Genomic DNA, 22,882 nt, shown 5'->3' with positions numbered 1-22,882 from the left:
TGCCGTCTTGTTCAGTGCTTCAGTGCGTCGGGCTCGACGCCGCGCCTCTCACTTCGGCATCACGCGGCCGGCCTTGTGTTCGAGGAAGGCGGCAAGGCGGTCCTGCGTCTGCGGATCGCTCAGCGCCACCGACGCCATCAGCGATTCGGTCAGGAGCCCGTCCTGAATCGATTGGTCGGCGATGCGCGGCAGCACGTGCGTGACTGCGTAATTGGTGGTCGGCGAGTTCTGCGCGATGCGCTCGGCCAGCTCGCGCGCCTTCGCCAGCCCTTCGCCGTTGCCGACCAGGTATTGGGCGATGCCGGCGTCGTAGCCCTCTTTTGCGCTGTAGACGCGGCCCGTGAGCATCATGTCGGCCATCCGGGCGACGCCGATCAGGCGAGGCACGCGAACCGACGCCCCACCGCCGACGAAGAGGCCGCGGCTGCCCTCGGGCAGCGCGAAAAACGCGGACTCCTCGGCCACGCGCACGTGGCAAGCCGACGCCAGCTCGAGACCGCCGCCGATCGTCGCGCCCTTGAGCACTGCGACGACGGGCGCGCGGCCGAACTGGATCTCCTCGAACGCTGCGTGCCACATCCGCGAGTGGTGCATCGCCTCGACGGTGCCGCGCTCGCGCATCTCGGACAGATCGAGCCCCGCGCAGAAGTGCTCGCCCTCGGCATGAAGGACGATCGCGCGGACGAACTCCGGCATCGTTTCGAATGCGCGGCGCAGCTCGGCGACGAGCGGGTCGCTGATGGCGTTGCGTTTTGCGGGTCGGTTCAAGCAAACGAACGCTAAAGGATCGGCGTATTGGACCTTCAGAAATTCGTAGGAGGGCTGCGTCATGTTCATCACCAATCGAGTATCGGTTGCCGTGTTAATCGTTATAGCACATAACTATTTTTTCAACAAGCAATCGGCTTTGCCAGGAGCGCCGTGCGCTTAGGCGCAGGAGGCTGCGTGTTATGATCGGCGCGTTGTTTTCCAGGCCGTTTTCCGTGGCCTTTTGTTATCCACGCGCCCATTCTTCATGTCCTCGATTCCGCCCCTTTCCGACGACAGCAACGATCAAGCCGACCAATCCGAGCTGCTCGACCTCGTGGGCTACAACATCCGGCGCTCCTACATCGTGATCCAGGCGCTGTTCGACAAAGAAATGGAAAAGCACGACCTGCGCCAGGCGGAGTTCAGCGTGCTGTCCGTCGTGAAGGGGAATCCCGGCATCAACCAGCGCACGCTCGCCGAAGCGCTCGCCGTGGCACCGCCGAATCTCGCGACGCTGCTCGACCGCCTCGAGGCGCGCGGCCTCTTGACCCGGCAGCGCAGCACCGGCGACAAGCGAGTCCAGCATGTCGAGCTGACCAAGGAAGGCGCGCGTCTCTATGGCCGCGCGCTTAAGGCGGCGGCGGCGGCGGACGACGCCGCGATCGAAAAGCTGAGCGAAGCCGAGCGCATGCAATTGCGCACCTTGCTGCGCAAGATCTTCATCGAGTGAGCGCCGCGGCGCTCCTGGCCCGTACGGCGGCGCCCGCCGCAGGCAGCCCGTCGGTCTTGTTGACGCTGCACATGACGACGAGCTCCGGGCCGGCGGGCAGGATATAGGCCATCTTGTCCACCGGCACGCGCGTGGCCGGATGCAGGCTGCGGAACTCGATCCACCCTCCTCCGCGGTCCGCGCATTCGAACGTCTTCCCATTGAGTTCCTCGATATTCACGCCCGGCGCGGCGACAGCAGGCTTGCCCGCCTTGGCGGGGTCGGCGCCGAACGCGCGGAACCAGCCGCGCCTATCGAGCACGATGATGAACAAGTCGCGATCGACGAAGCCGCCGTCGCGCCGGTGAAAGCGCTGGATGGCCGCCGCCGCGCCCGCGCTCGCAATCAGTTGCGCGGCCCGCTCGACCAGCGTGCGCGCCTCGTCGGCGCAACCCTGGCGCAGCTTCATCGAAATCACCGCGGCGGAGAGCTGGCGTGACTGCTGACGCAAGCGCTCCGCGGAGCGCAGCGAGCCGTCGACCATCTGCGCGTTGCTCTGCGTGATGCGGTCGAGCCCCTGCACCGAGTGCTCGATGCCGAGCAGTCCATCGAGCTGCGCGGCGCTCGACGTCGAAATCACCTGCGCCTTCCGGGCGATCTCGATGATCCCGGCATCGACGGCGCGCAGCGCATCCGCCGCTTCGCGGATCCAGTTCATGCCGGCGCTCACCTCGGCAGTCGAGCCTTCGATCAGGCGCTTGACTTCGGCCGCCGCCGTCGCGCAGCGCTGTGACAGCGTGCGCACCTCCGCGGCCACGACCGCGAAGCCGCGTCCGGCCTCCCCCGCGCGCGCAGCCTCGACGGCGGCATTGAGCGCGAGGATGTTGGTCTGGAACGCGATGCCGTCGATGACGCCGATGATGTCCGTCATGTGCCCCGAGCGCTGCTCCAGTTCCTGCATGGTGCGCACCGCCGATTCGACGATGGCCGTGCCGCTGTCGGCGGCCTGGCGCACGCGTTCGGTCAGCGCATCCGCGGCCTGCGCATCGCTCGCGTTGACCTCCACGGTCGCCACCAGGGTCGCGACGCCTTCCGAGGTGCCCTTCAGGCTCAGCGCCTGCTCGTCGGTGCGGCTCGCCAGCGCCTGCGCGCTCGCGAGCAGCCCGTCGCCGGCCATCGCCACGAGCTGCGCCTCGCTGCGAATGCCCGATACCAGGTTCGAGAGCTGCCGTGTCATGTCTTCCACGCCGCGGCCGGCATCGGCAAGCTCGTCGCCGCCGGGCAGCGCCGCCGAAGAGGACAAGTCGCCCGCGCACACGGCCTTGACCTGGGCGTCGAGCGCCCGGATCGAAGCGCGCAGGCTCGCGTGAAAACACAAGGCGAGATAGCACCATGCGGCGAGCCCGGTGCCGGCCACGAGCGGCGCGTGCGAAGCAGCGCCTTCCGGCCAGGCAAGCGCGCCGGCGCTCGCGAACATCGGCGAGGCGAGCAGCACGAGCTTTCCCGCAAGACGCAGGCGCCGCATCGCCGCAACGCCGGGATGCAGCACGTAGTGAACGAAACGAATGGCCATGACGGAACGCTTGGATTGCAGCGAAGCAACGCAAACGCGGCGGCAGCGACGCCGCCGCACGCGTCTTCGATGCCGTTCAGAAACGCGTTTGCAAACCGATGCGCCCGATGAACTGCGACGGCGAGCTTGACGCAACCATCACGTCGTTGATCTGCGCATTGCCCCCTGCATTGGTCCGTTGATAGACCGCCGCGGCATACACGTTGGTGCGCTTCGAGAAGTTGTATTGCAGCTCCGCCGTCAACTGGTGTGCGTGGTTGTTGTCGACGACGTCGTTGCCCTTCATGTACGAATACACGCCGCTTACCAGCCACGGGCTGTTGTTGAACGAATAGGCCGCGCCCACCTCGGCCTCCCAGACGGCCGCGCCGTTCAGGTTGTTGCGCACGGTCGTGAAAAGCACCGTCGTGATGAGGTGGTCGAAGTGATAATGCGCGCCGACGCCCCAGTTGCGCACGCTGTCCTGCACGCCGCTGACATCCGTCTTGGTGAGCGTATAGGCTGCATTGGCGCCGAACGGCCCGTTGACGTAGTTCAGCCCGAAGCTCTGCGCGTTGCCCGCGCCGATCGATCCGGCCACGTTGCCGAAGCCATACATCGCGCCCGCCGAAAACCCGCTGAAGGTCGGGCTCAGGTATTTCACCGAGTTCTGCACGCGCTCGCCCGCCATGCGGTCCCAGTCGAACGCGCCGGTGGGGTTGTTCGGCAGCGCGAGCTTCGCAAACGGCCCGTTGCGGAAGTCGTAGATGCCTTGCGCGTAGAACGCCGCGTCGTTGAAGCCGAAGAACAGCGAATCGGTCATGAAGTCGTATTGATTGCCGAGCGTGACGCGGCCGTAGTGGTCGTCGTCGAGACCGACATACGCGTTGCGGCCGAACAGGCTCTGCCCCGGCATGAACGAGCCGCTGCCGAGCTCGAACTGGTTCGTCAAATCGAAGACGGCCTTCAGGCCGCCGCCGAGGTCTTCCTTGCCGTCGATCTTCAGGAGGTTCGGCACTTCGATGCCGTCGTCGAACTTCACGACGCTCTTGCCGCCCTGGTTGCTGACATAGGAAACGCCCCCGTCGATCAAACCGCTCAGCGTCACGCTGCTTTGCGCGAACGCGTGACATGCGAACAGCGTACCGGCCGCCGCACAAACCGCTTTCAACTTCATCGAATTCTCCTTGCCTGATGGTGAGGTCCGGCGGTCAGTCGCCGCCGGCTTGTTCAATGCCTGCCCGTGTCAAGGCGCGAATGCGCCCCGCAGTGCGGCCGCGAGGCCGCTCCGCTTGCTTGAAAGACAACTTCCCTGGATCGTTGCGAGGGCTGCTTTTGCGCCCGCTTCAGGCGCCTTGCCTCGCGTCGTTATGTGTGCGGCTCAGACCGCGGAATCGCTCGATACGCCGAGCGTGTCCGCCGCGCGGCTCTCGCGTTTGCGCGGCGCCGTTTCGACGAGAAAGAGCGACACCAGCGCACCGCCGATCAAGCCGGCCAGCGCGAAGTCGAGCGTGAAGGCGAGCCCGAAGTGCTGCGCGATGAAGCCCGCGATCACCGGGGCGAGGCCGCCGCCGAAGATCTCGCCCGTGCCGGACACGAACCCCACCGACGACGCAACAAGCCCGAGCGGCGCGGCTTCCGTCGCGATGGGTCCGCTCAAGAGGCCGAGCAGGCCGAGCGCGAACACCGAGATGCCGAACAGGAGCGCGAAGAGGAGCTGCGGATTGGGGCCCGTTTGCGCGAACACATAGAGCAGCACGGCGGCGCAGATGAACGCGATGACCGCCGCCGCCTTGCGCCCGATATAGTCCGAGACGCCCGCCACGCCGAACGAGCCGATGAAGCCGCCGAAGCCGATTGCCGATACGACGAAGCCCATGCTTTGCGTGTCGAGATGCAGCACTTCGACGAGATAGGTCGGCACCATCGCGCTGACGACGAAGATGCCGGCCATCGCGCAGAGAATCGCCAGCGTCGCGAGCATGACGTTGCGGCTCGCGAAGAGCTCGGTCCAGCGCGCCTTGGCGTGCCCGGCTTCCGAGCCCTGCAGTTCGCTCTTCGGATGCTCGCGCAGCATCGCGGCGATCAGCGCGGCGACGATCAGCCCCGGCACCGCCGAAATCATGAATACCCAGTGCCACGACGGCACGACGCGCAAGAGCTGCGTCGCGATGATCGGCGCAAATCCGAGGCCCAGCAGCGAGAACATGGAAAGCTGCAGGCCCTGGTTGAAACCGCGCCGCGACGGCAGTGACGCTTCGCCTGTCGCCGCGACGCTCGCTGGCGTGAACGCGCCTTCGGCCACGCCCATCACCGCACGGATCAGCATCAGGCCGCCGAAGCTCGCGGCCAGTCCCGACAGGCTCGACAGCAGCGAGAACGCAATCATCGTGACGACGAGAATCTTCTTGCGGCCGATGCGGTCGGACACCGGCCCCATCGCGATCGCCCACACGCCCCAGGCGACGCTCAAGATGCCGATCAGGCTGCCAAGCTGCTGAAAATCGAGGCCGAGGTCGCGCATCATATGCGGGAACAGCGGCGCGACGATCCAGCGATCGAGGCCGACGAGACCGAAGCCCAATCCCAGCAGGATGAGCGTCTTGCGCTCGTAGGCGGTGTCGTGCTGTGGTGCAAGGTTCATGAAAGCGTCTCCGATTGTTGTCTGGATGGATATAGTTATTCTCGATATTTGTTATAAATCATAAGTTGTTTACCGGCGATTGCAAGTGCGAGGCGCTAGGGGAAAACGCTGAACGGGGATGCGGGAGGGAGCGCGCGAAGAATGCGCACGCGGATCGCGCCTTGCCGGCGCGAGGAGAGAGGGGTCTTTACCGCTTGCGGATAGGGCGTAGCGGATTCGCTACGGAGGCGGGACAGGGAGACGAGGTCTGGAAACTACATGGAAATTACGGCAACTGCGAGAGCGGCGGCTGCGCCGCCCTCGACCGGGGCGACGCGCTTACGGATTGTCCCTGCGCCATAGCGCGTATGCGGCAAGCGTCGTATCGTCGGGCGGATAGGTGCCGCGCAGCGGCGCGCCGGCTTTGATGCGCTCCGTGAGAAACCTTTCCAGCCGTTCCTGCTCGGCCCCATCGCGCGCCACGTCTTCCGCGAGATGCCGCGGCACGATCACGACGCCATCGCCGTCGGCCACGACGATGTCGCCCGGATACACCGCCACGCCGCCGCAGCCGATCGGCACGTTCATGTCGACAGCATGGTGTTTCGCGAGATTGAGCGGCGCGCTCGCGCCCGCGCAAAACACCGGCAGGCCGAGCCCGGCGATCGTGCTGCTGTCGCGCACCGGGCCGTCCGACACCATGCCCGCGACGCCACGCTGCTTCAGGCGCGTTGCCAGGATCGAGCCGACCGAGGCCACGCTGCGCTCGCCGCGGCAATCCTGCACGAGCACGCTGCCTGCGGGCGCCGTCTCTACCGCTTTGCGCTGCGGATGGTCCGGGTCCCGGAACACGCCGAGATGATCGACGTCTTCGCGCGCCGGAATATTGCGCAGCGTGAAGGCCGGGCCAACGAGGTTCGGTGTGCCGGCAGCCGGCTTGACGAGCGGCGCAACGCCTTGCAGAAAGACGTTGCGCAGGCCGCGCTTGAACAATTGCGTGGTGAGCGTGGCCGTGCTGACGCGGCGCAACTGCTCGAGCGTCGCAGCGCTGACGGCGATATCGGATGCGTTCATGGCGATGTCCCGGGTGATGGATGAGTCGACGGCTTGCCGGGGCGATGCCGGCTTCCCGAATGGCCGAATCGTAGCAAATTCAGGAAGCGCTCAGGTTCACTTCAGATGGCGCACGAAGAACGTCCGGATGCGGCTTCGCGCGTCGGCCGCGTCCTTGTCCTTGTAGCTCGACCCGAGGACGGTGCCTAGCACGCCGATCAGGCCCTTGTGCTCGTCGAGGAAGGAATGCCCGGCGTCCGGCTACTCTTTGACGTCATGCTCGATCTGGTGCCGCTCGAGGGCGCCGGTCAGCCGCGCCGCCGCGCCGCCGCGCCGCCGCGCCTTTCAGCGTCCGGTCGCGGCCGCCGTAGCTCGCGACCACCGGGCAGGCGCCGTTCAGGATCGCGTCGATGTCGTTCGGGACCTGGCCGTAGTTCGGCGCCGCCACCGAAAAGCCGTGGCCGGCCGCCAGCAGGATCGCGAAACCGCCCGTCGCGCAGAATCCGATGTGCCGGTCTTGCCGCTGCAATCGAGACGGCCCGCGAGCCACTGCCGCACGGCGTCGACATCGTCGAACGCCGGCCCCTTGCCTGCCGCCAGATCCTGCATCAAGGCGCGGATGCAGTGAATGCTCCCACCCCACGAGAACAGGTCCGGCGCCACCGCGAGATACCCTTCCTGAGCGACCCAATCGGCGTGGCCGCGTAGGCCTTGAGTTGGTGGTGCGGAATCGAGATCGAGACATCGGCCATATCGTTTCCCTTACACGAGTTGCAAGTTGCGACTCCAATGTCGCGTCGAAGTCGACGCAAAGGCTGCGGAGACCCGGCTGTCTATTGGGATTCAGTCAATCAATGACAGCGGATTCTTTGCCGGCGTATTACATGGCTATCGCCTGAGCGGAAAATCGGTAGAAGTGGCGGATGGTAGTCAATATTTTACCTATCGTAAAGTATTATTTGAGCGTGGCAATTGATGCTCCTTCCTTCTTGGATTGAAACGCTCGCCAATGGATCGGCTCTGGAAAGGCGAGCTCAATACGTATTTGCTCATTGGCGATGCCTTGACCTATACTTTACGTGAGTGCAGTATAAAAAAGACATTTCTGAGCATGGCTGCGGTGTCGGCGAGATGGATTCACAACTTCCGGCGGCCGCGCATTCGCTTCGAACATCTTGAATTCGCCCACGAAGCTTTCCTGAAGCTGGCCGGCCGCGTCATAGCGTGGCGGCAACTTCAGAATCTATTTGTCAACGCTTTCAAGTAGCGCCCCAGTCTTTAAGACGAGGCGCATTTCCGTAGCCAGCCGAGGAGACAAGTCGCATGACTGCTTTCAACCGCCGCAAATTTCTTGGATCTCTTGCAGCAACCATTCCGCTTTCTTTAATAGCGGATCGCGCATTTGGCCTTTCCGATCAGGGGGGCATTTGGGATGCCGGATCGGCCGTCTCGACAGAAATCACTCAAGAGCAGACCTGGGCTTTCTTTCGATCGTTCTATCAGGACTGGAACAGCGGAGATTCAGGGCGTGTGCTTGCGCGCTTGGCTCAATTGAACGAATTCACGTTTTCCGATGCCACGATCAACCTGCTCTTTCAGGGAATCAATGCATTGGCTCCCGCGCTGGCTCAACTGTTCAGCAGTGAATCGCAGACACTGGGCACCACGAACGTCGCCACCCCCTTTCACGTCACGGGCGACGTCAAGTTCGGCGCCATCGTCGAACACGTCAGCGCCCGCAACGCCTTCTTTGCCACCAACGGGATCACGGCGCACAGAGTGTTCGATTTCGACAATGGTCTAGTCGTGAGAATGACTGACTACTGGGACTCCAGGGAACTGGGCGAGTCTGACATCATCGGCCCCGCGGTCACGCAAGGCGTCGCATTCCCGAATGCTCCAGTTCACCCCGGCGGAGTCCCTCGCTATTCAAGTTCCCCGGCAGCGCCCGGAAAACTAGCCCTCACGACCAGCGTGACGGGCCAGCCCTCCGCATCATCAACGATGATCGATTTCGCGCAACGGTTTCAGTCCGCTCTGAGCAGCGGCAACGTTAACTTCATTCAATCGTTTTTCACCGAAGATGCCATTTACGTCAATCCCCTGCTTCATCAAGGGCCTGTTCTCTACGGCAACTACGATCAAACGATACAAATTCAAGGTTTGGAGCTAATTTCCAAACTATTTTCCATTCTTGCAAAGGACCTTCCGGACGGCGTCGGCGCTTCACTCCTGCACATCGTCGGCGGCGATGCGGGTGGAGGCTTCGAGTGGAAGGCCGGGGGACAATATTCCAATACCGGCGTGAACCGCAACGGCCTTAACGGCTCGACAGCCGTAGAGCTTTTCAATGGCAAAATTCGACGAATGTCGGTGAAGTTCGACACCTACCAGCTTCAACCATCGTCCTATAACCTCATCCGATCCAAGCTGCTCGCTGCCGGAATCGTAGACCAAAGCAAGCAGAGCTTGATACAAGGTGGCGCAGCCTCCTGAGGCTCCGATTGCCGCATCCACTCAAGGCGCGCCTTTCGGCGCGCCGCGCGACTTGGCGAGCGACTCCAGCAACGCATTGGCCTGAAGCGAAACGGTCTCCTCGAAATTCGCCGACATCGGCCGCTCGTCCTGCATCGAAAGCAGGATATCGACGGCTTGCTTGAACACTTGCGCCACTTGCGTCTTCTGATTCGCGTCTTCCGCAAGCGCTTGCGCCAGTGCGGCCTGCACCGCGAGGCACGCCGCCAGATGCTCGATACCGCGTTCGAGGCGTGCGATGCGGGCTTCCAGTTTGCCATTGGGCATGTGAGTGTCTCCGGCTGCCCTCTTACGAGGCATGCCAGCATGCGATCGTTGGCTGGTACTTGAACAGCGTCGGCACTTCGAACTTGAAGTTGGCCGCCAAGTGACGAAGCACGAAGTGCTCTGCGCCGGAAGCGCCCGAGTGCGCAGCGCGATACTTGGTCGGCGTCGACGAAAATCTTCGTCTGAAGACGCGCGAGAGGCGCTCGCCACCACCCATTCCACAGCGGCGGGCAATCTTGTCGACCGGCAAGCTGGTCTCGATCAGCAATCGGCAAACGGCTTCAAGGCGGATGCCGAGCAGATACTCCGAAGGCGTCACCGACGTCTCGGCCTTGAAGCGGCGAAGAAACGTGCGCTCGCTCATGCCGGCCCCTTCGGCTGCCTGAGTGATCGAAATGGAGCGCTTGTAGTTCTCGCGCAACCACTTCGCTCCGGCCTTGATCCGATTCCACGTGTTGAGGATCGCGATCACCGGCTTGCCCGCGTATTCCTCCCGGCTGTAGCCCATCTGCGCCGCGCGCGAGCGGCGGCCGAACGAGCGCAGGTCGTTCACGCCGTACCGGCGGTGGCTGCGCAGGTCTTCAGGGGGTCCTGCGTTTGATGCTCACGGTCGTATGACTCCAGGCAAATCGAGGTGAATGCGGCCCGCGCGGCGCGCGCGTGCCGTCAGCGTTGTTCGTTGACGCGCGACACGAGCTGCGTGGGGCTCACGAATTGCAAGGCGATCAGCACCCAGACCAGCGTGATCGCCATGTAGATCATCGCCATCGCATCGATCGACTGCGGCGCGCGCACGCCGGTCGAAAATGCTGCGTAGTAGAGCGCGACCACGAGCGTTTGCGTCGTCGGCCCCGCGGTGAAGAAGGTCAGCTCGAACAGACCGATCGTGCGCACGAGCACGAGCAGCCCCGCCGCCAGCATGCCCGGCACGAGCAGCGGCAGCAGCACATGGAGAAAAAAGCGGAACGTGCTCGCGCCGAAGATGCGCGCGGCCGATTCGAGATTCGGGTCGAGCTGTTCGATGAACGGCGTCATCACGAGAATCACGAACGGCAACGCAGGCACCAGGTTCGCGAGAATCACGCCCGGCAGCGTGCCCGCGAGGCCGAACTTGTACATCGCGGTCGCCATCGGAATCCCGTACGTGACAGGCGGGACCATCAACGGCAGCAGAAACACGAGCATCGCGAGCCGCTTGCCGGGAAACTGCACGCGCGCAAGCGCATAGGCCGCAGGCACGCCGAACACGATCGACAGCACCACGACCGCGCCCACCACTTCGAGCGTGACGAGCAGCACGCTCGCAAGCTGGAAATCGCTCCATGCCTGCGCATACCAGTGCAGCGTGAAGCCTTCGGGCAGCGGCGTGCCGAACCAGCGCGTCGCGATCGAGTTGACGGCGACGGTCGCGATCAACAGCAGGATGTTCAACAGGAAGAACATCACCGCGGTCCAGACCAACACTTTCCAGGCGCGGGCGGCCAGGTTCGCGCGCGGCCTGGCCGCTTGCGCTGCAGCGGGCCCGATGCCGCCCTGAGGCCACGCGTGCCGGGCGCGATCGTCGATAGCCATCAGCCCTTGCCTCCGCTCACCGGCCCCGAGTAGAAGAAACGCCGCATGCCGAGCATCGCGACCACCACGAGCAATTGGACAAAGCCCATCACGATCGCGATCGTCGAGGCGAGCGAGTAGTCGTAGCTCTCGAATGCCGCTTCGGATGCCGCGATCGACATCACGCGCGTCGGCCCCGCCGGTGCGCCAAGCAGTACGGCGGACGGAAACACCGAGAACGCCTGCACGAACGACAGGCTCGCGGCCATCGTCAAGCCAGGCGCGAGAAGCGGCAGGTAGATCTGGCGGAACTGCTGCCAGGGGCTCGCGCCGAGCGTCGCCGCGGCGCGCGCGAGCGTCGGATCGATACCCGTGACGTAGGAGAGCGTGAGCAGGAACGCAAACGGAAAGCCCGACACGACAAGCGAGATCAGCACGCCCCAGTAGTTGTGCGTGAGCCGCACTTCGCCGGAGACCAGATGCAGCCCCGCGACCGCTTGCGAAAACCAGCCGTTCGGGCCGAAGTACGTGAGCATGCCGTCGGCGATCAGCACGGTGCCGAGCGTGACGGGAATCACGAGCAGTGTCGTCACGAGCTTCTGGTACGGCGACTTGCGGCGCAATGCGAATGCCACCGGCACCGATGCGCCGACGTTGATCGACGTCGCGGGGACCGCGAGCTTCAGCGTGACGAAGATCGTCGGCCACATCGACGTATCGGTGAAGAACGCGACGTAGTTCGCGAGCGCGCCGCCGCCGTTGGTCGGCTGGAACGACAGCATCAGCCCATAGGCAAACGGGTAGATGAAGAGCGCGACGATGAATGCGAGCGCCGGCGCGACGAGCCACGCCTTCGCGTCGTGCGGCACGCGAGGCGCCAAGAGCAGGCTCATCGCGCTTCCTCCGCATAGACCAGCACCCGCGACGGCGCGATGCGCAGCGTCACGCGCTCGCCTTCGCCGAACTCGCCCGGCATGCGCGCCCACAGCTTGCCGAACGGCGCATTCGCGAACACGAGCGAATCGCGGCCGCCGTACTCGACTGTTTCGATCCGCACGTCGAAGGCGTTGTCGTCGCCGGGCGCCGCGCGCTCGAAATCGTCGGGCCGCATCGCGAGCGCGACCGCCTTGCTGTCGAAGCCCGCCATCGGCACGCCGGCCAGCCGCACGCCTTGCGCGGACACGGCAACGTGCTCGCCGCACGTGCCTTCGAGCGTGAACGGCAGCACGTTGCGATAGCCCATGAAGCGCGCAACATGAAGGTTCGTCGGCCGCCCGTACACGGCTTGCGGCGTCCCGACCTGCTGCACGACGCCCTCCCGCATCACGACGATGCGATCCGCCATCGAGAGCGCCTCGTCCTGGTCATGCGTCACATAGAGGGTCGCGCGCTCGAGACTGCTGTGAATGCGACGGATCTCCGCGCGCATTTCGATGCGCAGCTTGGTATCGAGATTCGACAGCGGCTCGTCCATCAGCACGAGCGGCGGTTCGATGACGATCGCCCGCGCGATCGCCACGCGCTGCTGCTGTCCGCCGGACAGTTGTCCCGGCAACTTGTTCTCGTGGCCCACGAGCTGCACGAGCTGCAGCGCTTCGCGCGCGCGCCGCTGCACTTCCGCCTTCGGCACGCCGCGCATCTTGAGCCCGAAGCCGACGTTGTTCAGCACCGACATGTGCGGAAACAGCGCGTAGTTCTGGAACACCATGCCGAAGCCGCGCTTCTCGGGCGGCAGCACGTCGATGCGCTGGTCGTCGAGCCAGATGCCGCCCGCGGTGAGCGGCTGCAATCCGGCGATGCAATTGAGCGCAGTCGATTTGCCGCAACCGGAGGGCCCCAGGAGTGCGATGAACTCGCCGCGCCCGATTTCCAGGTCGAGATCGCGCAGCGCGGCGATCGCCTCGCCTTCCGCGTTCGTGAAGCTGCGGCACACCGAATCGAGCCGCAAGCGCTCGAAAGAATGCTTCATGACCACTCCCTTCGGTTGCCGCGAGCGGCCGGCTTACTGAAGCCGGCCGACGGCCCGCGGCGCTTCACGTCACTTCGTCTTCTGCGCACCGATCTCGCGATCCCATTTCTGGAACGCGGCGACCATCGTCTGCGCGGAAAGCGGTATCTGATGCGGCCGCTCGGCGATCCATTTGTCGTACTCGGGACGGCCATACTTCTTGATCACGTCCTGGCTGTGCGCCGGCGCCTGCTGCAGCGTGACGTCCTTCACGGCCGGCCCCGGATAGAAATAGCCGTCGTCATAGGTCAGCGCCTGCTGCGCGGGCTCGAGCATGAAGTTCATCAGCTTGAGGAGCACGGCGACCTTGTCCTTCGGCACGCCCTTCGGAATCACCATGTAGTGCGCGTCGTTCACCCACGTCATGTTGTCGAAGGACTGCACCTTGAAATCGGCGGGCACGATGCCGAGCGCGCGCGGATTGATGTCCCAGCCCGTCACCGTCACGGTCATGTCGCGCGTGCCCTCGCCCAGCTCCTTCATGACCGCCGAGGTGCCGCCCGGGTAGTAGGGGATGCAATCGTTCAGCGCCTTGAGAAACGCCCAAGTCTTGTCCCAGCCGTTGATCGGGTCTTGCGGGTTCTTGTCGCCGAGCACGTAGGGCAAGCCCATCAGGAACGTGCGCCCGGGGCCGGAGTTGGCGGGACGCGCGTAGATCAGCTTGTTCGGATGCGCCTTGCACCATTGCAGCAGCTGCTCGGGCGTCTTCGGCGGATCGCCGACCTTCGCGGGGTTGTATTCGACGAGCGGACCGGCCGGCATATACGCGACCTCGATGCCGTAGCCCTGCGCAAGATCCTGCATCTTGCGCGGCCCTGGCGCGTATTTGTCGAGCAAGCCCGGGAATGCGCCGGCGTTGTCGGGCAGCAGCTTCAGCCAGAGGTTCTGCTCGATGCCCGCGGCAAGCGCATCGGTGCCGGTCAGGACAAGGTCGATATCCGAGCGGCCCGCCGCCTGCATCGCCTTGATCTTGCCCGGCAGCTGCGGGGCTGGCGCGTTGGTATACGTAATGCCGGATACCAGATTCGGATACTTCGCCTTGAACGCCTCGAAGCCCTTCTGCGTGAGCTGCAGATCGCCCGCGACGTCGACGATGTTCAACGTGACCGGTTCCGCATGCGCGGCGGCGGCGCCAAGCGCTGCGCCCAGGACGGCGCATGCGGCCGCCAGCTTGACTGACAACCTGCCGGAAAAAGACATTGCATCTCCTCGCTTCCCGTGATGGAAATCTTCTTGGATTGACAGGCTTCGATACGCAGCGTCGAGGGCTGGCCCCCAGCGCCGAACATACAAAACGGCTGTCGACGATGTCAAGCAACCTTGCGTCTGGTATTCGGTACCGGGTATGCAGCATTTGGTATACCGCCGGCCGGACCGTGCATCCATTACGCGCAAGCCGCGCTCGAACTCGCGCAACGCCTGCACTGCCGCCCTGATCGACTCATGCTCGCTTTCGGGCGCGCCGCTCAGGAGCGGCAGGATCTGCGCGCGGCGCGATGCATCCGGAGCCGGTCGTCCAGGCGGCCAGGCTGAACTCGCGCACGTGCGTGAGCGCCGGACGCTCGCCCATGCCGGAAATCACCTGCGAGGGCCTGATGCTCCGCAGAAGACGCCGCAGATAGGGGTCGTCGGCAGCATCGCCGCGCACGATCGCGTACTTGACCGCAATCAGCGTGCCGTGATCGATCAGGCGCGCGAGCGTATCGACATCGACGTAGTTTTCGCTCTTGATGTAGAGCGTGAGCGGCATGCCCGCGATATCGGCGACGCGCGTCAGGCCCGCCTCGACACCCTGCGGCGTGGCGAAGCCCGCGAGCGGCAGGACCATCGCCGTGCGATGGGCGGTGCGCGCGAGGATGCGCGCCTGATCGAGCATCTTCCCGAAGTCGGGGCCGATCGCGGGAATCACGCGCGTATCGGGGCCGGCAGCGTCGGCGCGGCGCGCAAGCGGCGGCACCGCCCTCACAGTCGACGCGAATTCGCGCTCGGCAATGGGGGAGAGGTTCATGAGGTCGCGGGATCCGAACGAATTGAGCAACGGATCCCAAGGTAGCACCGCGCGAACTAGTGCTCAAACAACATTCGGCGACTTACGTGCATCCCCTTACGACTTTGCGGGGCCCAATCGACCCAGGCCCGCGACCCGGGCCGCCCGCTCACGACCCGAACATCCGCTCCACCGCACGCTCCAGATGCTCGCGCATCGCACGCCCGGCCGCTTGCGGGTCGCGCTTGCGGATCGCCTCCAGCACGGCGAGATGCTCCTGCTGCACGAGCCGCTGCCGCTCCACCGACTTCACGAGCGACAGATTGCGCGAAAGGTTCATGCTGAACACGACCTGCTCCTGGATGAACGACAGCGCGGAGATGAAGAACGGGTTCTTGGAAGCGCGCGCCACCGCCAGGTGAAACGCGAAATCGTCCTTCGCCCCGATGCCCTCCGTCTCCACGACCGTCTGCAGGTTGTCCCATTCGTGCTGGATCGCCGCGATATCGGCGTCGTCGGCCTTCTCGGCCGCGAGCGCGGCGGCGCCGGATTCGGTCACCACGCGAAATTCATAGCAGCGCTTGATGTCTGACAAGCTCTCGAGCGGCGCAAAACGCTTCACGTTCGGGTCCGGGCGGCGCACGACCGTCGTGCCGGAACCGTGGCGCGTGGTGATGATGCCGTCCGCGCGCAATTGCGCGAGCGCCTCGCGCACGGTCGGGCGCGACGTCGCGAAGCGCTCGGCGAGCGCGTGCTCGGTCGGCAGGCGGTCACCTTCCTTGTACTCGCCTTCGATGATGCGATTGAGGATGTCGCTGTAGATGCGTTCCGGCATGCCGGGGGATTTGCGTTCGGTCGTTGTCACGGGGAGGCGCCCACTTGTCGCGATAGCTCTGGATTGTAAGGCAAACAACGGTCATCATAGCGACATCCCGGTTTACAACTTTTTGCCGCGACCGGATCGAACCGGGCCGGCACGGCATCTCACTCGTCATCCATGCATCGCAGGCGTTTTCTCTTCACGGCGTTGGGCGCCGCTGGCGTCGCGACGGGCGCACGGAGCGCCCCCATCGAACCCTTCGACATCGTCTATCCCCGCGTACTGGCCGGCAACGACGCACGCGTGTCGTTCGCGCTCGCGGTCCTCGACGCGGCGATGAAATCCGTCAATGCGCCCTACACGATCCGCCAGTCCGAAGCCATCATGGAACGAGGGCGGGCGCTCGCCGAGCTGGCCGGCGGCGAGGCGATCAACCTCCATTGGACCAGCATGGAGGCCCGCGCCGAGCGCGGCCTGAACGTCATCCACATCCCGCTCCACCGCGGGCTCATCGGCTATCGGGTGTTCCTGATCCGCAAAGACCGCCAGCGCGACTTCGATCGCGTGCGCAGCCTCGACGACCTGAAATCGCTGACCGCCGGACAGGGGCTCGGCTGGGTGGACACCGGCATCCTGCGAGACGCGGGGCTGGCCGTGCAGACCTCGACTTTCGACACGTTGTTCGGCATGACGCAAAGCGGCCGCATCGACTACTTTCCGCGCGGCGTCGTCGAAGCGTTCGCCGAGCTCGACGCCCGCCGCGCGAGCGAACCCGATCTCGCCGTCGAGAACCGCCTCCTGCTGAAATACCGCTCGGACTTCCTGTTCTATGTCGGCAGGAGCCACACGCGTCTCGCCGAGGTGCTCGCGGCAGGCTTCGCCGCGGCGTATCGCAACGGCTCCTATATGAACCTGTTCAACACTCACCCGTACATCCAGAACGCGCTGGCCCGCGCCAACCTCGCCGGCAGGACGCTGATCCAGATCGACAACCCCTATCTGTCGGAAGCCGACCGGCAGATTCCGGACCAGTACTGGATGAGCTAGAAGCCCCCCGAAATTCAGGATTTCCCTACAGAAATTCCAGATTGCGCCTTACCCCTTTTCCGCGTTTCCCGACGGAAACGGAATGTCGGCCCGCCTACCATGAAGTACCGAAATAGCCCTGCGTCGCGGTGGTCGCCATGATTGTCCATTTGCACGAGCGTGAAGAAGCCGTCGAGCAGATCAACAGCATTTGTCTGCGCCTGTTCGACCTCTGGTGCGAAAAGCGGTGCGTGACGCCGCTCGCGTACCTGATGCATTGCTGGCCGCTGCTCGACACCGGCGGTGCATCGATCAGGCGCCTCGTGGATACGATGGACGAATTGTGCAAATTCCATCCGGACGAGGTCCTCGAGCACGATCTGTGGCTGCCGCTGCACGAACTCGCCGCGCGCGCCGACGATCTGCTCGTGCGTCATCCGGAGCCGTCGCGGCTCGCGGCGGCGGGATGAAGCGGGAACCGCCGGCGTTTTGACGGGCCGCGCGAGGACGGCGCGGGATCGGCCATGCAGAAGCAATCAGAAATGCCGATCGCGACGTTAAAGCGCTCCACTCAAACAGGCTTCGCGATGAGCGCTCGCCGCAGCCATCGGTCGATACAGGAGAAGGAGAACGCGGCACGACACTCGGGACAAGCGGCGTCGGCTTGAATCTCGAGCCGGCAATGCAAACGGGCACGGACTTTCGATTGGTCGGATTTGAGCGGCAACACGGCGTCGAGGGCCGGCGCTGCCGCAGCCGGCCGGGCCGCGATCAGGTCGGGCGCACGGGGTATTCCGCGCAAGGTGCCGGGTTGGCAGGCAACGCGCGCAGAATAGGCAAAACGAAAACTAAAGCACCTCCGGAAAGATATGACGCTCAACACGTTCGGTGAGCTGTGGGACCCTGTCCGGCGCTGGCGCCGCAGTGTCCTGCTGCGGCTGCTCGTGACGGTGCTGCTGTTCAGCTGCGTCGTCACGCTGATCCTGACCGCACTGCAGCTCTATCGCGACTACTACCGAGGCGAAGCGCTCGTCGCGAACCGGCTCATCGAAATCGACAAGAGCTATCGCGACAGCCTCGGCGAAGCGCTGTGGCGGCTCGACCGCGACCAGCTGCAGCTCGAGCTCGACGGCATCCTGCGGCTCGCCGACATCCGCGCGGCCCAGGTGCGCGAGGTCGGCTCGGCCGCGCCGATGGTGGTGACGGCGGGCCAGCGCGCGGCGCACTCGGCGATCTCGAACGAATTCCCCCTGCTCTACCGGGTGCGGGGCCGGGAGCAGGAGATCGGCACGCTCTATGTCGAAGCGACGCTGTCCGACCTTTATGACGACCTGAAGCGCACCGCGCTCGTCATCCTCGTCAGCCAGGCGGCCAACACCTTCGTGGTGTCGCTGTTTACGATCTACATCCTCTACCTGCTCGTCACGCGGCACCTCGGCACCATCGCGCGCTTCGTCGGCCGCTACGATTTTCGCCAGCCCCCGCAAGCGCTGACGCTCAATCGCGCGAGGCACCGTCACCCGGACGAGCTCGACCACGTCGTGACCGCCTTCAACGCCATGGGCGCGCGCCTCTGCCGTGCCTACCACGACGAGCGCGAAGCCGCCGACGAACGCGAAGCGCGGCGCCTGGCGGAGGCCGCCAATCGCGCGAAGGCCGAGTTCCTCGCCAACATGAGCCACGAGCTGCGCACGCCGCTGAACGGCATCCTCGGCTACGCGCAGATCCTGCGCCGCGACGGCACGCTCGACGAGCGGCAGCGCGACGGCATCACGGTGATCCAGAAAAGCGGCGAGCATCTGCTGGTGCTGATCGAGGACATCCTTGACTTCGCCAAGATCGAAGCCGGCAAGATGCGGCTCGAAATGAGCGACGTCTCGCTGTCCGGCCTGCTGCCGATGATTCAGAACATCATCCGCGTCAAGGCCGAGCAGAAGGGGCTCGCATTCGTCTGCGAGCTCGCGCAGGACGCGCCGTCCGGCGTGCGCGCCGACGAGCGGCGCCTGCGCCAGGTGCTGCTCAACCTGCTCGCCAACGCCGTCAAGTTCACCGAGCGCGGCAGCGTGAGCCTGCGCGTCACGCGCTCGGCCTTCGGCGCCGCCGTCTTCGAGGTCCGCGATACCGGCATCGGCATCTGCGAAGACCAGCTCGAGACCATCTTCGAGCCGTTCGTGCAGGCGAGCGGCGGCGAATGCCGCCGCGACGGCACCGGGCTCGGCCTCGCGATCAGCCGCCAGCTCGTGCGCACGATGGGCAGCGAGATCCGCGTCGAAAGCGAAATCGGCCAAGGGAGCGCGTTCCGCTTCCAGCTCATGCCCGCGCTCGCGCCGCAGGCGGGCCTCACCACGCCCGCACCGCCGTCCGAGCAGCTCGTGACCGGCTACGAGGGCCCGCGCCGCAAGCTCATGATCGTCGACGACGACGAAACCAATCGCCAGGTCGCGGCGGACCTGCTGAGCCGCCTCGGCTTCGCCACCATCGAAGCGGAGAACGGGCTCGCCGCGATCGAGCGCGCGCAGGCCGAGCAGCCGGCGCTGGTGCTGACCGACATCGTGATGCCCGTGATGGACGGCATCGAGGCGATGCGCCGCTTGCGGCGCATGCCGCAGTTCGCCGAGCTGCCGATCATCGCGGTTTCGGCGAGCCCGTCGGGCACGGACGAGCAGAAGAGCCTCGAAGCAGGCGCGAACGCATTCATCAGCAAGCCGATCGACTTCGACAAGCTGCTCGCGCAAATGGGCGTGCTGCTGCAGATCGACTGGCAACACGCGCCGCGCGCCGAGGCAAGCGACGCCGTAGCGCCGGCGGACGAGCTGTATGCGGTGCCTGAAGACGACATGCGGGCGTTGCATCGTCTCGCACGGCTCGGCAACATGCGAGACATCCAGCAGTGGGCCGAGCGCGCCGCGGCGCTCGACGAACGCCATGCGCCGTTTGCGGCGCAGTTGCGCGCGCTCGCGAAGGCCTATCAATCCAAGGCGATTCTTCAGCTCGTCGAGCGGCATCTCGACGAAAAGGAAGCGTGATGAATACCGCCGCTGTGATGACCATGGAGCCGCCGTCGATCCTGATCGTCGACGACACGCCGGCCAACCTCGGCGTCGTGATGGACAGCCTCGCCGACCAGGGCTTCCGCGTGCTGGTCGCGCTCGACGGCGCGGAGGCGCTCGAGCGCGCGCAGTTCTCGCAGCCCGACCTGATCCTGCTCGACGTGAAGATGCCCGGCATCGACGGCTTCGAGACCTGCCGCAAGCTCAAGGCCGACCCGCGCACCAGCGAGATCGCGGTGATCTTCATGACCTCGCTCACGAGCACCGCGCACATGATCGAAGGTTTCTCCGCGGGCGGCGTCGACTACATCACGAAGCCGGTGCAGATCGAAGAGATGATGGCGCGCGTCGGCACGCATCTCGCGGTGCGCACGATGCACAAGCAGCTCGTCGAGCAGAATCGCCGCCTGCAGAGCGAAATCGCCGATCGCGAGCAGGCCGAGGCCCAGCTGTCCCGGGCGCGAGACGAGCTCGAGGCGCGCGTCGCACAGCGCACCGAAGAGCTCGCCCGCGCAAACGCGAGCCTCAAGCTCGAGGTCGAGGAACGCCGGCGGGCCGAGGCCAAGCGCATCGCAAGCGAGGCGCGTTTTCGCACCATCGTCGAGACGAGCCCGGTGCCCTTTTGCATCACCTCGATGCCCGACGGCAAGCTGCTCTACACGAACGAGCCGATGCGCAAGCTGTTCCGCTTCGACGAGGGCGCAAGCCGCGGCGTCCACATCGGCGATTTCTATGCCGATCGTGCGGAACGCTGCGGGCTCGTCGACAATCTGCGCCAGGAAGGCATCCTGGACAATGTCGAGGTGCAGTTCAAGCGCCCCGACGGCACGACCTTCTGGGCCGTGATCTCGTCGCGCGTCGCGACCTACGACGACGCGCCGGCCATCTACACGGGCCTGAACGACGTCACCGCGCGCAAGGCTCAGGACGAAGCCTTGCGTCAGAGCGCGGCGAGCCTCGCGAACGCGCAGCGGCTCGCGCATCTCGGCGACTGGGCGTGGGACGCGCGCCTGGGCATGACGCATTGGTCCGACGAGGTCTACGGCATTCTGGGTCTCGCGGACACGCGCAAGCCGCCCAGCTACCGGACCTTTCTCGCCACCCTCCATCCCGGCGACCGGCGCGCGGTACGGCAGGTCGTGCGCGCGATGGTCGGCGGCGCGCGCGAGCAAGGCGTCGACCTGCGCGTCACATGTCCCGGCGGCGATTGCGAACGCATCGTGCGCCTGCAGGCCGAAGCGGCGCAGGCGCCCGGGGAGCCGGGAGCGCCGCTGAAGCTCGTCGGCACGATCCAGGACATCACCGAGCGCAAGCGCATCGAGCAGGAACTGCTCGAATCGCGCGAGCAATTGCGCGAGCTCGCCAACTACATGGAAGCGATCCGCGAAGAGGAACGCAGGCGCATCGCCATGGAAATCCACGACGAGCTCGGCCAGTTGCTGACCGCGCTGAAGATGGACGTCGCGCTCATGCGCATGCGCCTCGGCGAAGATGCCGACGCGAAACGCAAGGCCGACGACATGCGCGAGCTCGTCGAGAAAACGATCTGGATGGTGCGCAACGTCTCGAGCCATTTGCGTCCCGCGGCGCTGAATTTCGGCATCGTGTCGGCGCTCGAATGGCTTGCCGAGGATTTCGGACGGCGCACCGGCATCGCGTGCCGCTTCCGGGCGCGCGGCAGCGAACCGGCGCTGAACGACGCCCATGCCACTGCCGTGTTCCGCATCGTCCAGGCATCGCTCACCAACGTGGCGCGCCACGCCGGCGCTTCGCGCGTCGACGTGACGCTCGACACCGACGGCGCCGGACTCTCCCTGCAAGTGGGCGACGACGGCTGCGGCTTCGATCCCGACGAAGCGCGCAAGGGGTACTCCTACGGCCTGCTAGGCATGGAGGAGCGCGCGCGGCTGATCGGGGCATCGCTGCAAATAGATAGTGCGCCAGGCACGGGCACTGTAGTTTCCATCCACCTGCCGCTACCGGGCGGCCTTACGACATGATCCAGATACTCATTGCCGACGACCACGCGATCGTACGCGGCGGACTAAAACAAATCATCGCGACGACCACTGACATCGAGGTGGCAGGCGAAGCGGCGCACGGCGCCGAAGTGATCGACAAGCTGCGGGTGCTGCAGGTGGACCTGCTGCTGCTCGACATGACGATGCCGGGCATCAGCGGCATCGGCCTGATCCGGCGCGTACGCACCGAGCAGCCCGTGCTGCCGATCCTCGTGCTCAGCATCCATAACGAGGCGCAGGTCGTGTCGCGCGCGCTGCGCGCCGGCGCGACGGGCTACGTCACCAAGGACAGCGACCCCGAGATCCTGCTCGCGGCGATCCGCAAGCTCGCCACCGGCGGGCGCTTCATCGACCCGAAGCTCGTCGATGCGATCGTCTTCGAGACCCATGCGGGCGAGGCTCCGCCGCACGAAGTGCTGTCGGACCGCGAGTTCCAGGTGCTGCAGATGCTCGCGGCCGGCAAGAGCATCAACGACATCGCCGAATCGTTCGCCTTGAGCGCCAAGACCATCAGCACGCACAAAATGCGCCTCATGCAGAAGCTCAATCTCGGCAACAACGCCGAGCTGATCCGCTACGCCATCAAGCACGGACTGGTCGCCGAATGACCTTCCGCGTCCGCCGGTTCTTCCTATGATTGCTGTCGGCATTCCCGTAAGGATTTCCTGACGACGTATACAAGCTTTCCCGATCCGACATTCCGGCTGCACCGACTTCGCGCAGCCCTGGCGGGTGACTACGATGGTTTCGTACCCACCACGCATGTCGGAGATGGAAATGGCGGTCGCGGAACGGTCCTTGCGGATGCTGATCGAGAAATGGATCGGCGGGACGGGCGCGACGTCGGTGGGGGTGTCTCTGCTGGCGCACGGGACAGCTCGGCGCAGGCGCTGCGTCTGCATTCACGTCGAACGGCCGGCCGGCACGTTT

General features: G+C 65.1%; 21 protein-coding genes and 1 pseudogene. 8 read left to right on the top strand and 14 right to left on the bottom strand.

Annotated elements, in window-relative coordinates; genetic code table 11:
• Positions 1 to 48: 48 nt before the first annotated feature.
• Positions 49 to 831: a crotonase/enoyl-CoA hydratase family protein gene (locus tag FAZ69_RS01160; protein WP_136892105.1), complete on the bottom strand. Its 783-nt coding sequence runs from the start codon at positions 829 to 831 to the stop codon at positions 49 to 51.
• Positions 832 to 1,015: 184 nt separating this feature from the next.
• On the opposite strand from FAZ69_RS01160, the gene FAZ69_RS01155 reads away from it, so the two are divergent.
• Positions 1,016 to 1,480 carry a MarR family winged helix-turn-helix transcriptional regulator gene (locus FAZ69_RS01155; protein WP_136892104.1) on the top strand — a complete coding sequence of 155 codons (465 nt, stop codon included), beginning with the start codon at positions 1,016 to 1,018 and terminating at the stop codon, positions 1,478 to 1,480.
• On the opposite strand, the gene FAZ69_RS01150 is transcribed toward FAZ69_RS01155, so the two are convergent.
• The 5 genes from FAZ69_RS01150 to FAZ69_RS33130 form a co-directional block, all read right to left on the bottom strand.
• A complete protein-coding gene (locus tag FAZ69_RS01150; RefSeq protein ID WP_136892103.1) occupies positions 1,470 to 3,032 on the bottom strand; it encodes a methyl-accepting chemotaxis protein in 1,563 nt (520 codons plus the stop codon). The genes FAZ69_RS01155 and FAZ69_RS01150 overlap by 11 nt on opposite strands.
• A 76-nt stretch (positions 3,033 to 3,108) precedes the next feature.
• Positions 3,109 to 4,188 carry a porin gene (locus FAZ69_RS01145; protein WP_136892102.1) on the bottom strand — a complete coding sequence of 360 codons (1,080 nt, stop codon included), beginning with the start codon at positions 4,186 to 4,188 and terminating at the stop codon, positions 3,109 to 3,111.
• A gap of 204 nt (positions 4,189 to 4,392) precedes the next feature.
• Complete coding sequence (locus FAZ69_RS01140; RefSeq protein WP_136892101.1) at positions 4,393 to 5,655, bottom strand: MFS transporter; 1,263 nt, start codon at positions 5,653 to 5,655, stop codon at positions 4,393 to 4,395.
• Positions 5,656 to 5,973: 318 nt separating this feature from the next.
• Positions 5,974 to 6,708, bottom strand: coding sequence for a ribonuclease activity regulator RraA (locus tag FAZ69_RS01135; RefSeq protein ID WP_136892100.1), 735 nt, complete (start codon positions 6,706 to 6,708; stop codon positions 5,974 to 5,976).
• 253 nt (positions 6,709 to 6,961) lie between these two features.
• Positions 6,962 to 7,216 carry a dienelactone hydrolase family protein gene (locus FAZ69_RS33130; protein WP_169708520.1) on the bottom strand — a complete coding sequence of 85 codons (255 nt, stop codon included), beginning with the start codon at positions 7,214 to 7,216 and terminating at the stop codon, positions 6,962 to 6,964.
• Positions 7,217 to 7,696: 480 nt separating this feature from the next.
• Here FAZ69_RS33130 and FAZ69_RS01125 point away from each other — a divergent pair, with 480 nt between their 5' ends.
• Positions 7,697 to 7,954, top strand: a complete 258-nt coding sequence (locus tag FAZ69_RS01125; protein ID WP_136892098.1) for a hypothetical protein — start codon at positions 7,697 to 7,699, stop codon at positions 7,952 to 7,954.
• A gap of 56 nt (positions 7,955 to 8,010) precedes the next feature.
• Positions 8,011 to 9,183: a nuclear transport factor 2-like protein gene (locus FAZ69_RS01120; RefSeq protein ID WP_136892097.1), complete on the top strand. Its 1,173-nt coding sequence runs from the start codon at positions 8,011 to 8,013 to the stop codon at positions 9,181 to 9,183.
• Positions 9,184 to 9,204: 21 nt separating this feature from the next.
• Here FAZ69_RS01120 and FAZ69_RS01115 read toward each other — a convergent pair whose 3' ends face one another.
• From FAZ69_RS01115 to FAZ69_RS01080, 8 genes and pseudogenes are all read right to left on the bottom strand, one after another.
• On the bottom strand, positions 9,205 to 9,489 hold the full coding sequence (locus FAZ69_RS01115; protein ID WP_136892096.1) for a hypothetical protein: 285 nt from the start codon (positions 9,487 to 9,489) through the stop codon (positions 9,205 to 9,207).
• A 22-nt stretch (positions 9,490 to 9,511) separates the two neighbouring features.
• Entirely contained in the window at positions 9,512 to 10,042 is a 531-nt protein-coding gene (locus tag FAZ69_RS01110; protein WP_169708519.1) for a helix-turn-helix domain-containing protein, read from the bottom strand.
• Positions 10,043 to 10,155: 113 nt separating this feature from the next.
• The gene (locus FAZ69_RS01105) at positions 10,156 to 11,061 is read right to left on the bottom strand and encodes an ABC transporter permease (RefSeq protein WP_136892095.1); all 906 of its coding nucleotides are present in this window, start codon (positions 11,059 to 11,061) and stop codon (positions 10,156 to 10,158) included.
• Positions 11,061 to 11,933, bottom strand: coding sequence for an ABC transporter permease (locus FAZ69_RS01100; protein WP_136892094.1), 873 nt, complete (start codon positions 11,931 to 11,933; stop codon positions 11,061 to 11,063). The genes FAZ69_RS01105 and FAZ69_RS01100 overlap by 1 nt, the downstream gene beginning before the upstream one ends.
• Positions 11,930 to 13,009 carry an ABC transporter ATP-binding protein gene (locus FAZ69_RS01095; protein WP_136892093.1) on the bottom strand — a complete coding sequence of 360 codons (1,080 nt, stop codon included), beginning with the start codon at positions 13,007 to 13,009 and terminating at the stop codon, positions 11,930 to 11,932. Before FAZ69_RS01095 ends, FAZ69_RS01100 begins: the two co-directional genes overlap by 4 nt.
• A 69-nt stretch (positions 13,010 to 13,078) precedes the next feature.
• Complete coding sequence (locus tag FAZ69_RS01090; RefSeq protein ID WP_136892490.1) at positions 13,079 to 14,248, bottom strand: ABC transporter substrate-binding protein; 1,170 nt, start codon at positions 14,246 to 14,248, stop codon at positions 13,079 to 13,081.
• A gap of 289 nt (positions 14,249 to 14,537) precedes the next feature.
• Positions 14,538 to 15,056 (bottom strand): annotated as a pseudogene (locus FAZ69_RS01085) (beta/alpha barrel domain-containing protein); the annotation flags it as partial.
• Positions 15,057 to 15,204: 148 nt separating this feature from the next.
• Positions 15,205 to 15,870, bottom strand: coding sequence for a FadR/GntR family transcriptional regulator (locus FAZ69_RS01080; protein WP_136892489.1), 666 nt, complete (start codon positions 15,868 to 15,870; stop codon positions 15,205 to 15,207).
• A gap of 162 nt (positions 15,871 to 16,032) precedes the next feature.
• Between FAZ69_RS01080 and FAZ69_RS01075 the strand changes: the two genes are divergently transcribed.
• From FAZ69_RS01075 to FAZ69_RS01055, 5 genes are all read left to right on the top strand, one after another.
• Entirely contained in the window at positions 16,033 to 16,902 is an 870-nt protein-coding gene (locus FAZ69_RS01075) for a transporter substrate-binding domain-containing protein (protein ID WP_136892092.1), read from the top strand.
• A gap of 137 nt (positions 16,903 to 17,039) precedes the next feature.
• Complete coding sequence (locus FAZ69_RS01070) at positions 17,040 to 17,351, top strand: hypothetical protein (protein WP_136892091.1); 312 nt, start codon at positions 17,040 to 17,042, stop codon at positions 17,349 to 17,351.
• Between the two features lie 399 nt (positions 17,352 to 17,750).
• A complete protein-coding gene (locus FAZ69_RS01065) occupies positions 17,751 to 19,907 on the top strand; it encodes an ATP-binding protein (RefSeq protein WP_136892090.1) in 2,157 nt (718 codons plus the stop codon).
• Entirely contained in the window at positions 19,907 to 21,931 is a 2,025-nt protein-coding gene (locus tag FAZ69_RS01060; protein ID WP_240702054.1) for a hybrid sensor histidine kinase/response regulator, read from the top strand. Before FAZ69_RS01065 ends, FAZ69_RS01060 begins: the two co-directional genes overlap by 1 nt.
• Complete coding sequence (locus FAZ69_RS01055) at positions 21,928 to 22,560, top strand: response regulator (RefSeq protein WP_136892089.1); 633 nt, start codon at positions 21,928 to 21,930, stop codon at positions 22,558 to 22,560. The genes FAZ69_RS01060 and FAZ69_RS01055 overlap by 4 nt, the downstream gene beginning before the upstream one ends.
• Positions 22,561 to 22,882: the final 322 nt, after the last annotated feature.

The organism is Trinickia terrae (assembly GCF_005144415.1).
Lineage (GTDB): Bacteria > Pseudomonadota > Gammaproteobacteria > Burkholderiales > Burkholderiaceae > Trinickia_A > Trinickia_A terrae.
This window is presented reverse-complemented; position numbering and strand designations above follow the sequence as displayed.

Bases quoted from the DNA above. Each gene is read 5' to 3' on its own strand.
- FAZ69_RS01160 (WP_136892105.1), bottom strand. From the start codon at position 831: ATGACGCAGCCCTCCTACGAATTTCTGAAGGTCCAATACGCCGATCCT.
- FAZ69_RS01155 (WP_136892104.1), top strand. From the start codon at position 1,016: ATGTCCTCGATTCCGCCCCTTTCCGACGACAGCAACGATCAAGCCGAC.
- FAZ69_RS01150 (WP_136892103.1), bottom strand. From the start codon at position 3,032: ATGGCCATTCGTTTCGTTCACTACGTGCTGCATCCCGGCGTTGCGGCG.
- FAZ69_RS01145 (WP_136892102.1), bottom strand. From the start codon at position 4,188: ATGAAGTTGAAAGCGGTTTGTGCGGCGGCCGGTACGCTGTTCGCATGT.
- FAZ69_RS01140 (WP_136892101.1), bottom strand. From the start codon at position 5,655: ATGAACCTTGCACCACAGCACGACACCGCCTACGAGCGCAAGACGCTC.
- FAZ69_RS01135 (WP_136892100.1), bottom strand. From the start codon at position 6,708: ATGAACGCATCCGATATCGCCGTCAGCGCTGCGACGCTCGAGCAGTTG.
- FAZ69_RS01125 (WP_136892098.1), top strand. From the start codon at position 7,697: ATGGATCGGCTCTGGAAAGGCGAGCTCAATACGTATTTGCTCATTGGC.
- FAZ69_RS01120 (WP_136892097.1), top strand. From the start codon at position 8,011: ATGACTGCTTTCAACCGCCGCAAATTTCTTGGATCTCTTGCAGCAACC.
- FAZ69_RS01115 (WP_136892096.1), bottom strand. From the start codon at position 9,489: ATGCCCAATGGCAAACTGGAAGCCCGCATCGCACGCCTCGAACGCGGT.
- FAZ69_RS01105 (WP_136892095.1), bottom strand. From the start codon at position 11,061: ATGGCTATCGACGATCGCGCCCGGCACGCGTGGCCTCAGGGCGGCATC.
- FAZ69_RS01100 (WP_136892094.1), bottom strand. From the start codon at position 11,933: ATGAGCCTGCTCTTGGCGCCTCGCGTGCCGCACGACGCGAAGGCGTGG.
- FAZ69_RS01095 (WP_136892093.1), bottom strand. From the start codon at position 13,009: ATGAAGCATTCTTTCGAGCGCTTGCGGCTCGATTCGGTGTGCCGCAGC.
- FAZ69_RS01090 (WP_136892490.1), bottom strand. From the start codon at position 14,248: ATGTCTTTTTCCGGCAGGTTGTCAGTCAAGCTGGCGGCCGCATGCGCC.
- FAZ69_RS01080 (WP_136892489.1), bottom strand. From the start codon at position 15,870: ATGCCGGAACGCATCTACAGCGACATCCTCAATCGCATCATCGAAGGC.
- FAZ69_RS01075 (WP_136892092.1), top strand. From the start codon at position 16,033: ATGCATCGCAGGCGTTTTCTCTTCACGGCGTTGGGCGCCGCTGGCGTC.
- FAZ69_RS01070 (WP_136892091.1), top strand. From the start codon at position 17,040: ATGATTGTCCATTTGCACGAGCGTGAAGAAGCCGTCGAGCAGATCAAC.
- FAZ69_RS01065 (WP_136892090.1), top strand. From the start codon at position 17,751: ATGACGCTCAACACGTTCGGTGAGCTGTGGGACCCTGTCCGGCGCTGG.
- FAZ69_RS01060 (WP_240702054.1), top strand. From the start codon at position 19,907: ATGAATACCGCCGCTGTGATGACCATGGAGCCGCCGTCGATCCTGATC.
- FAZ69_RS01055 (WP_136892089.1), top strand. From the start codon at position 21,928: ATGATCCAGATACTCATTGCCGACGACCACGCGATCGTACGCGGCGGA.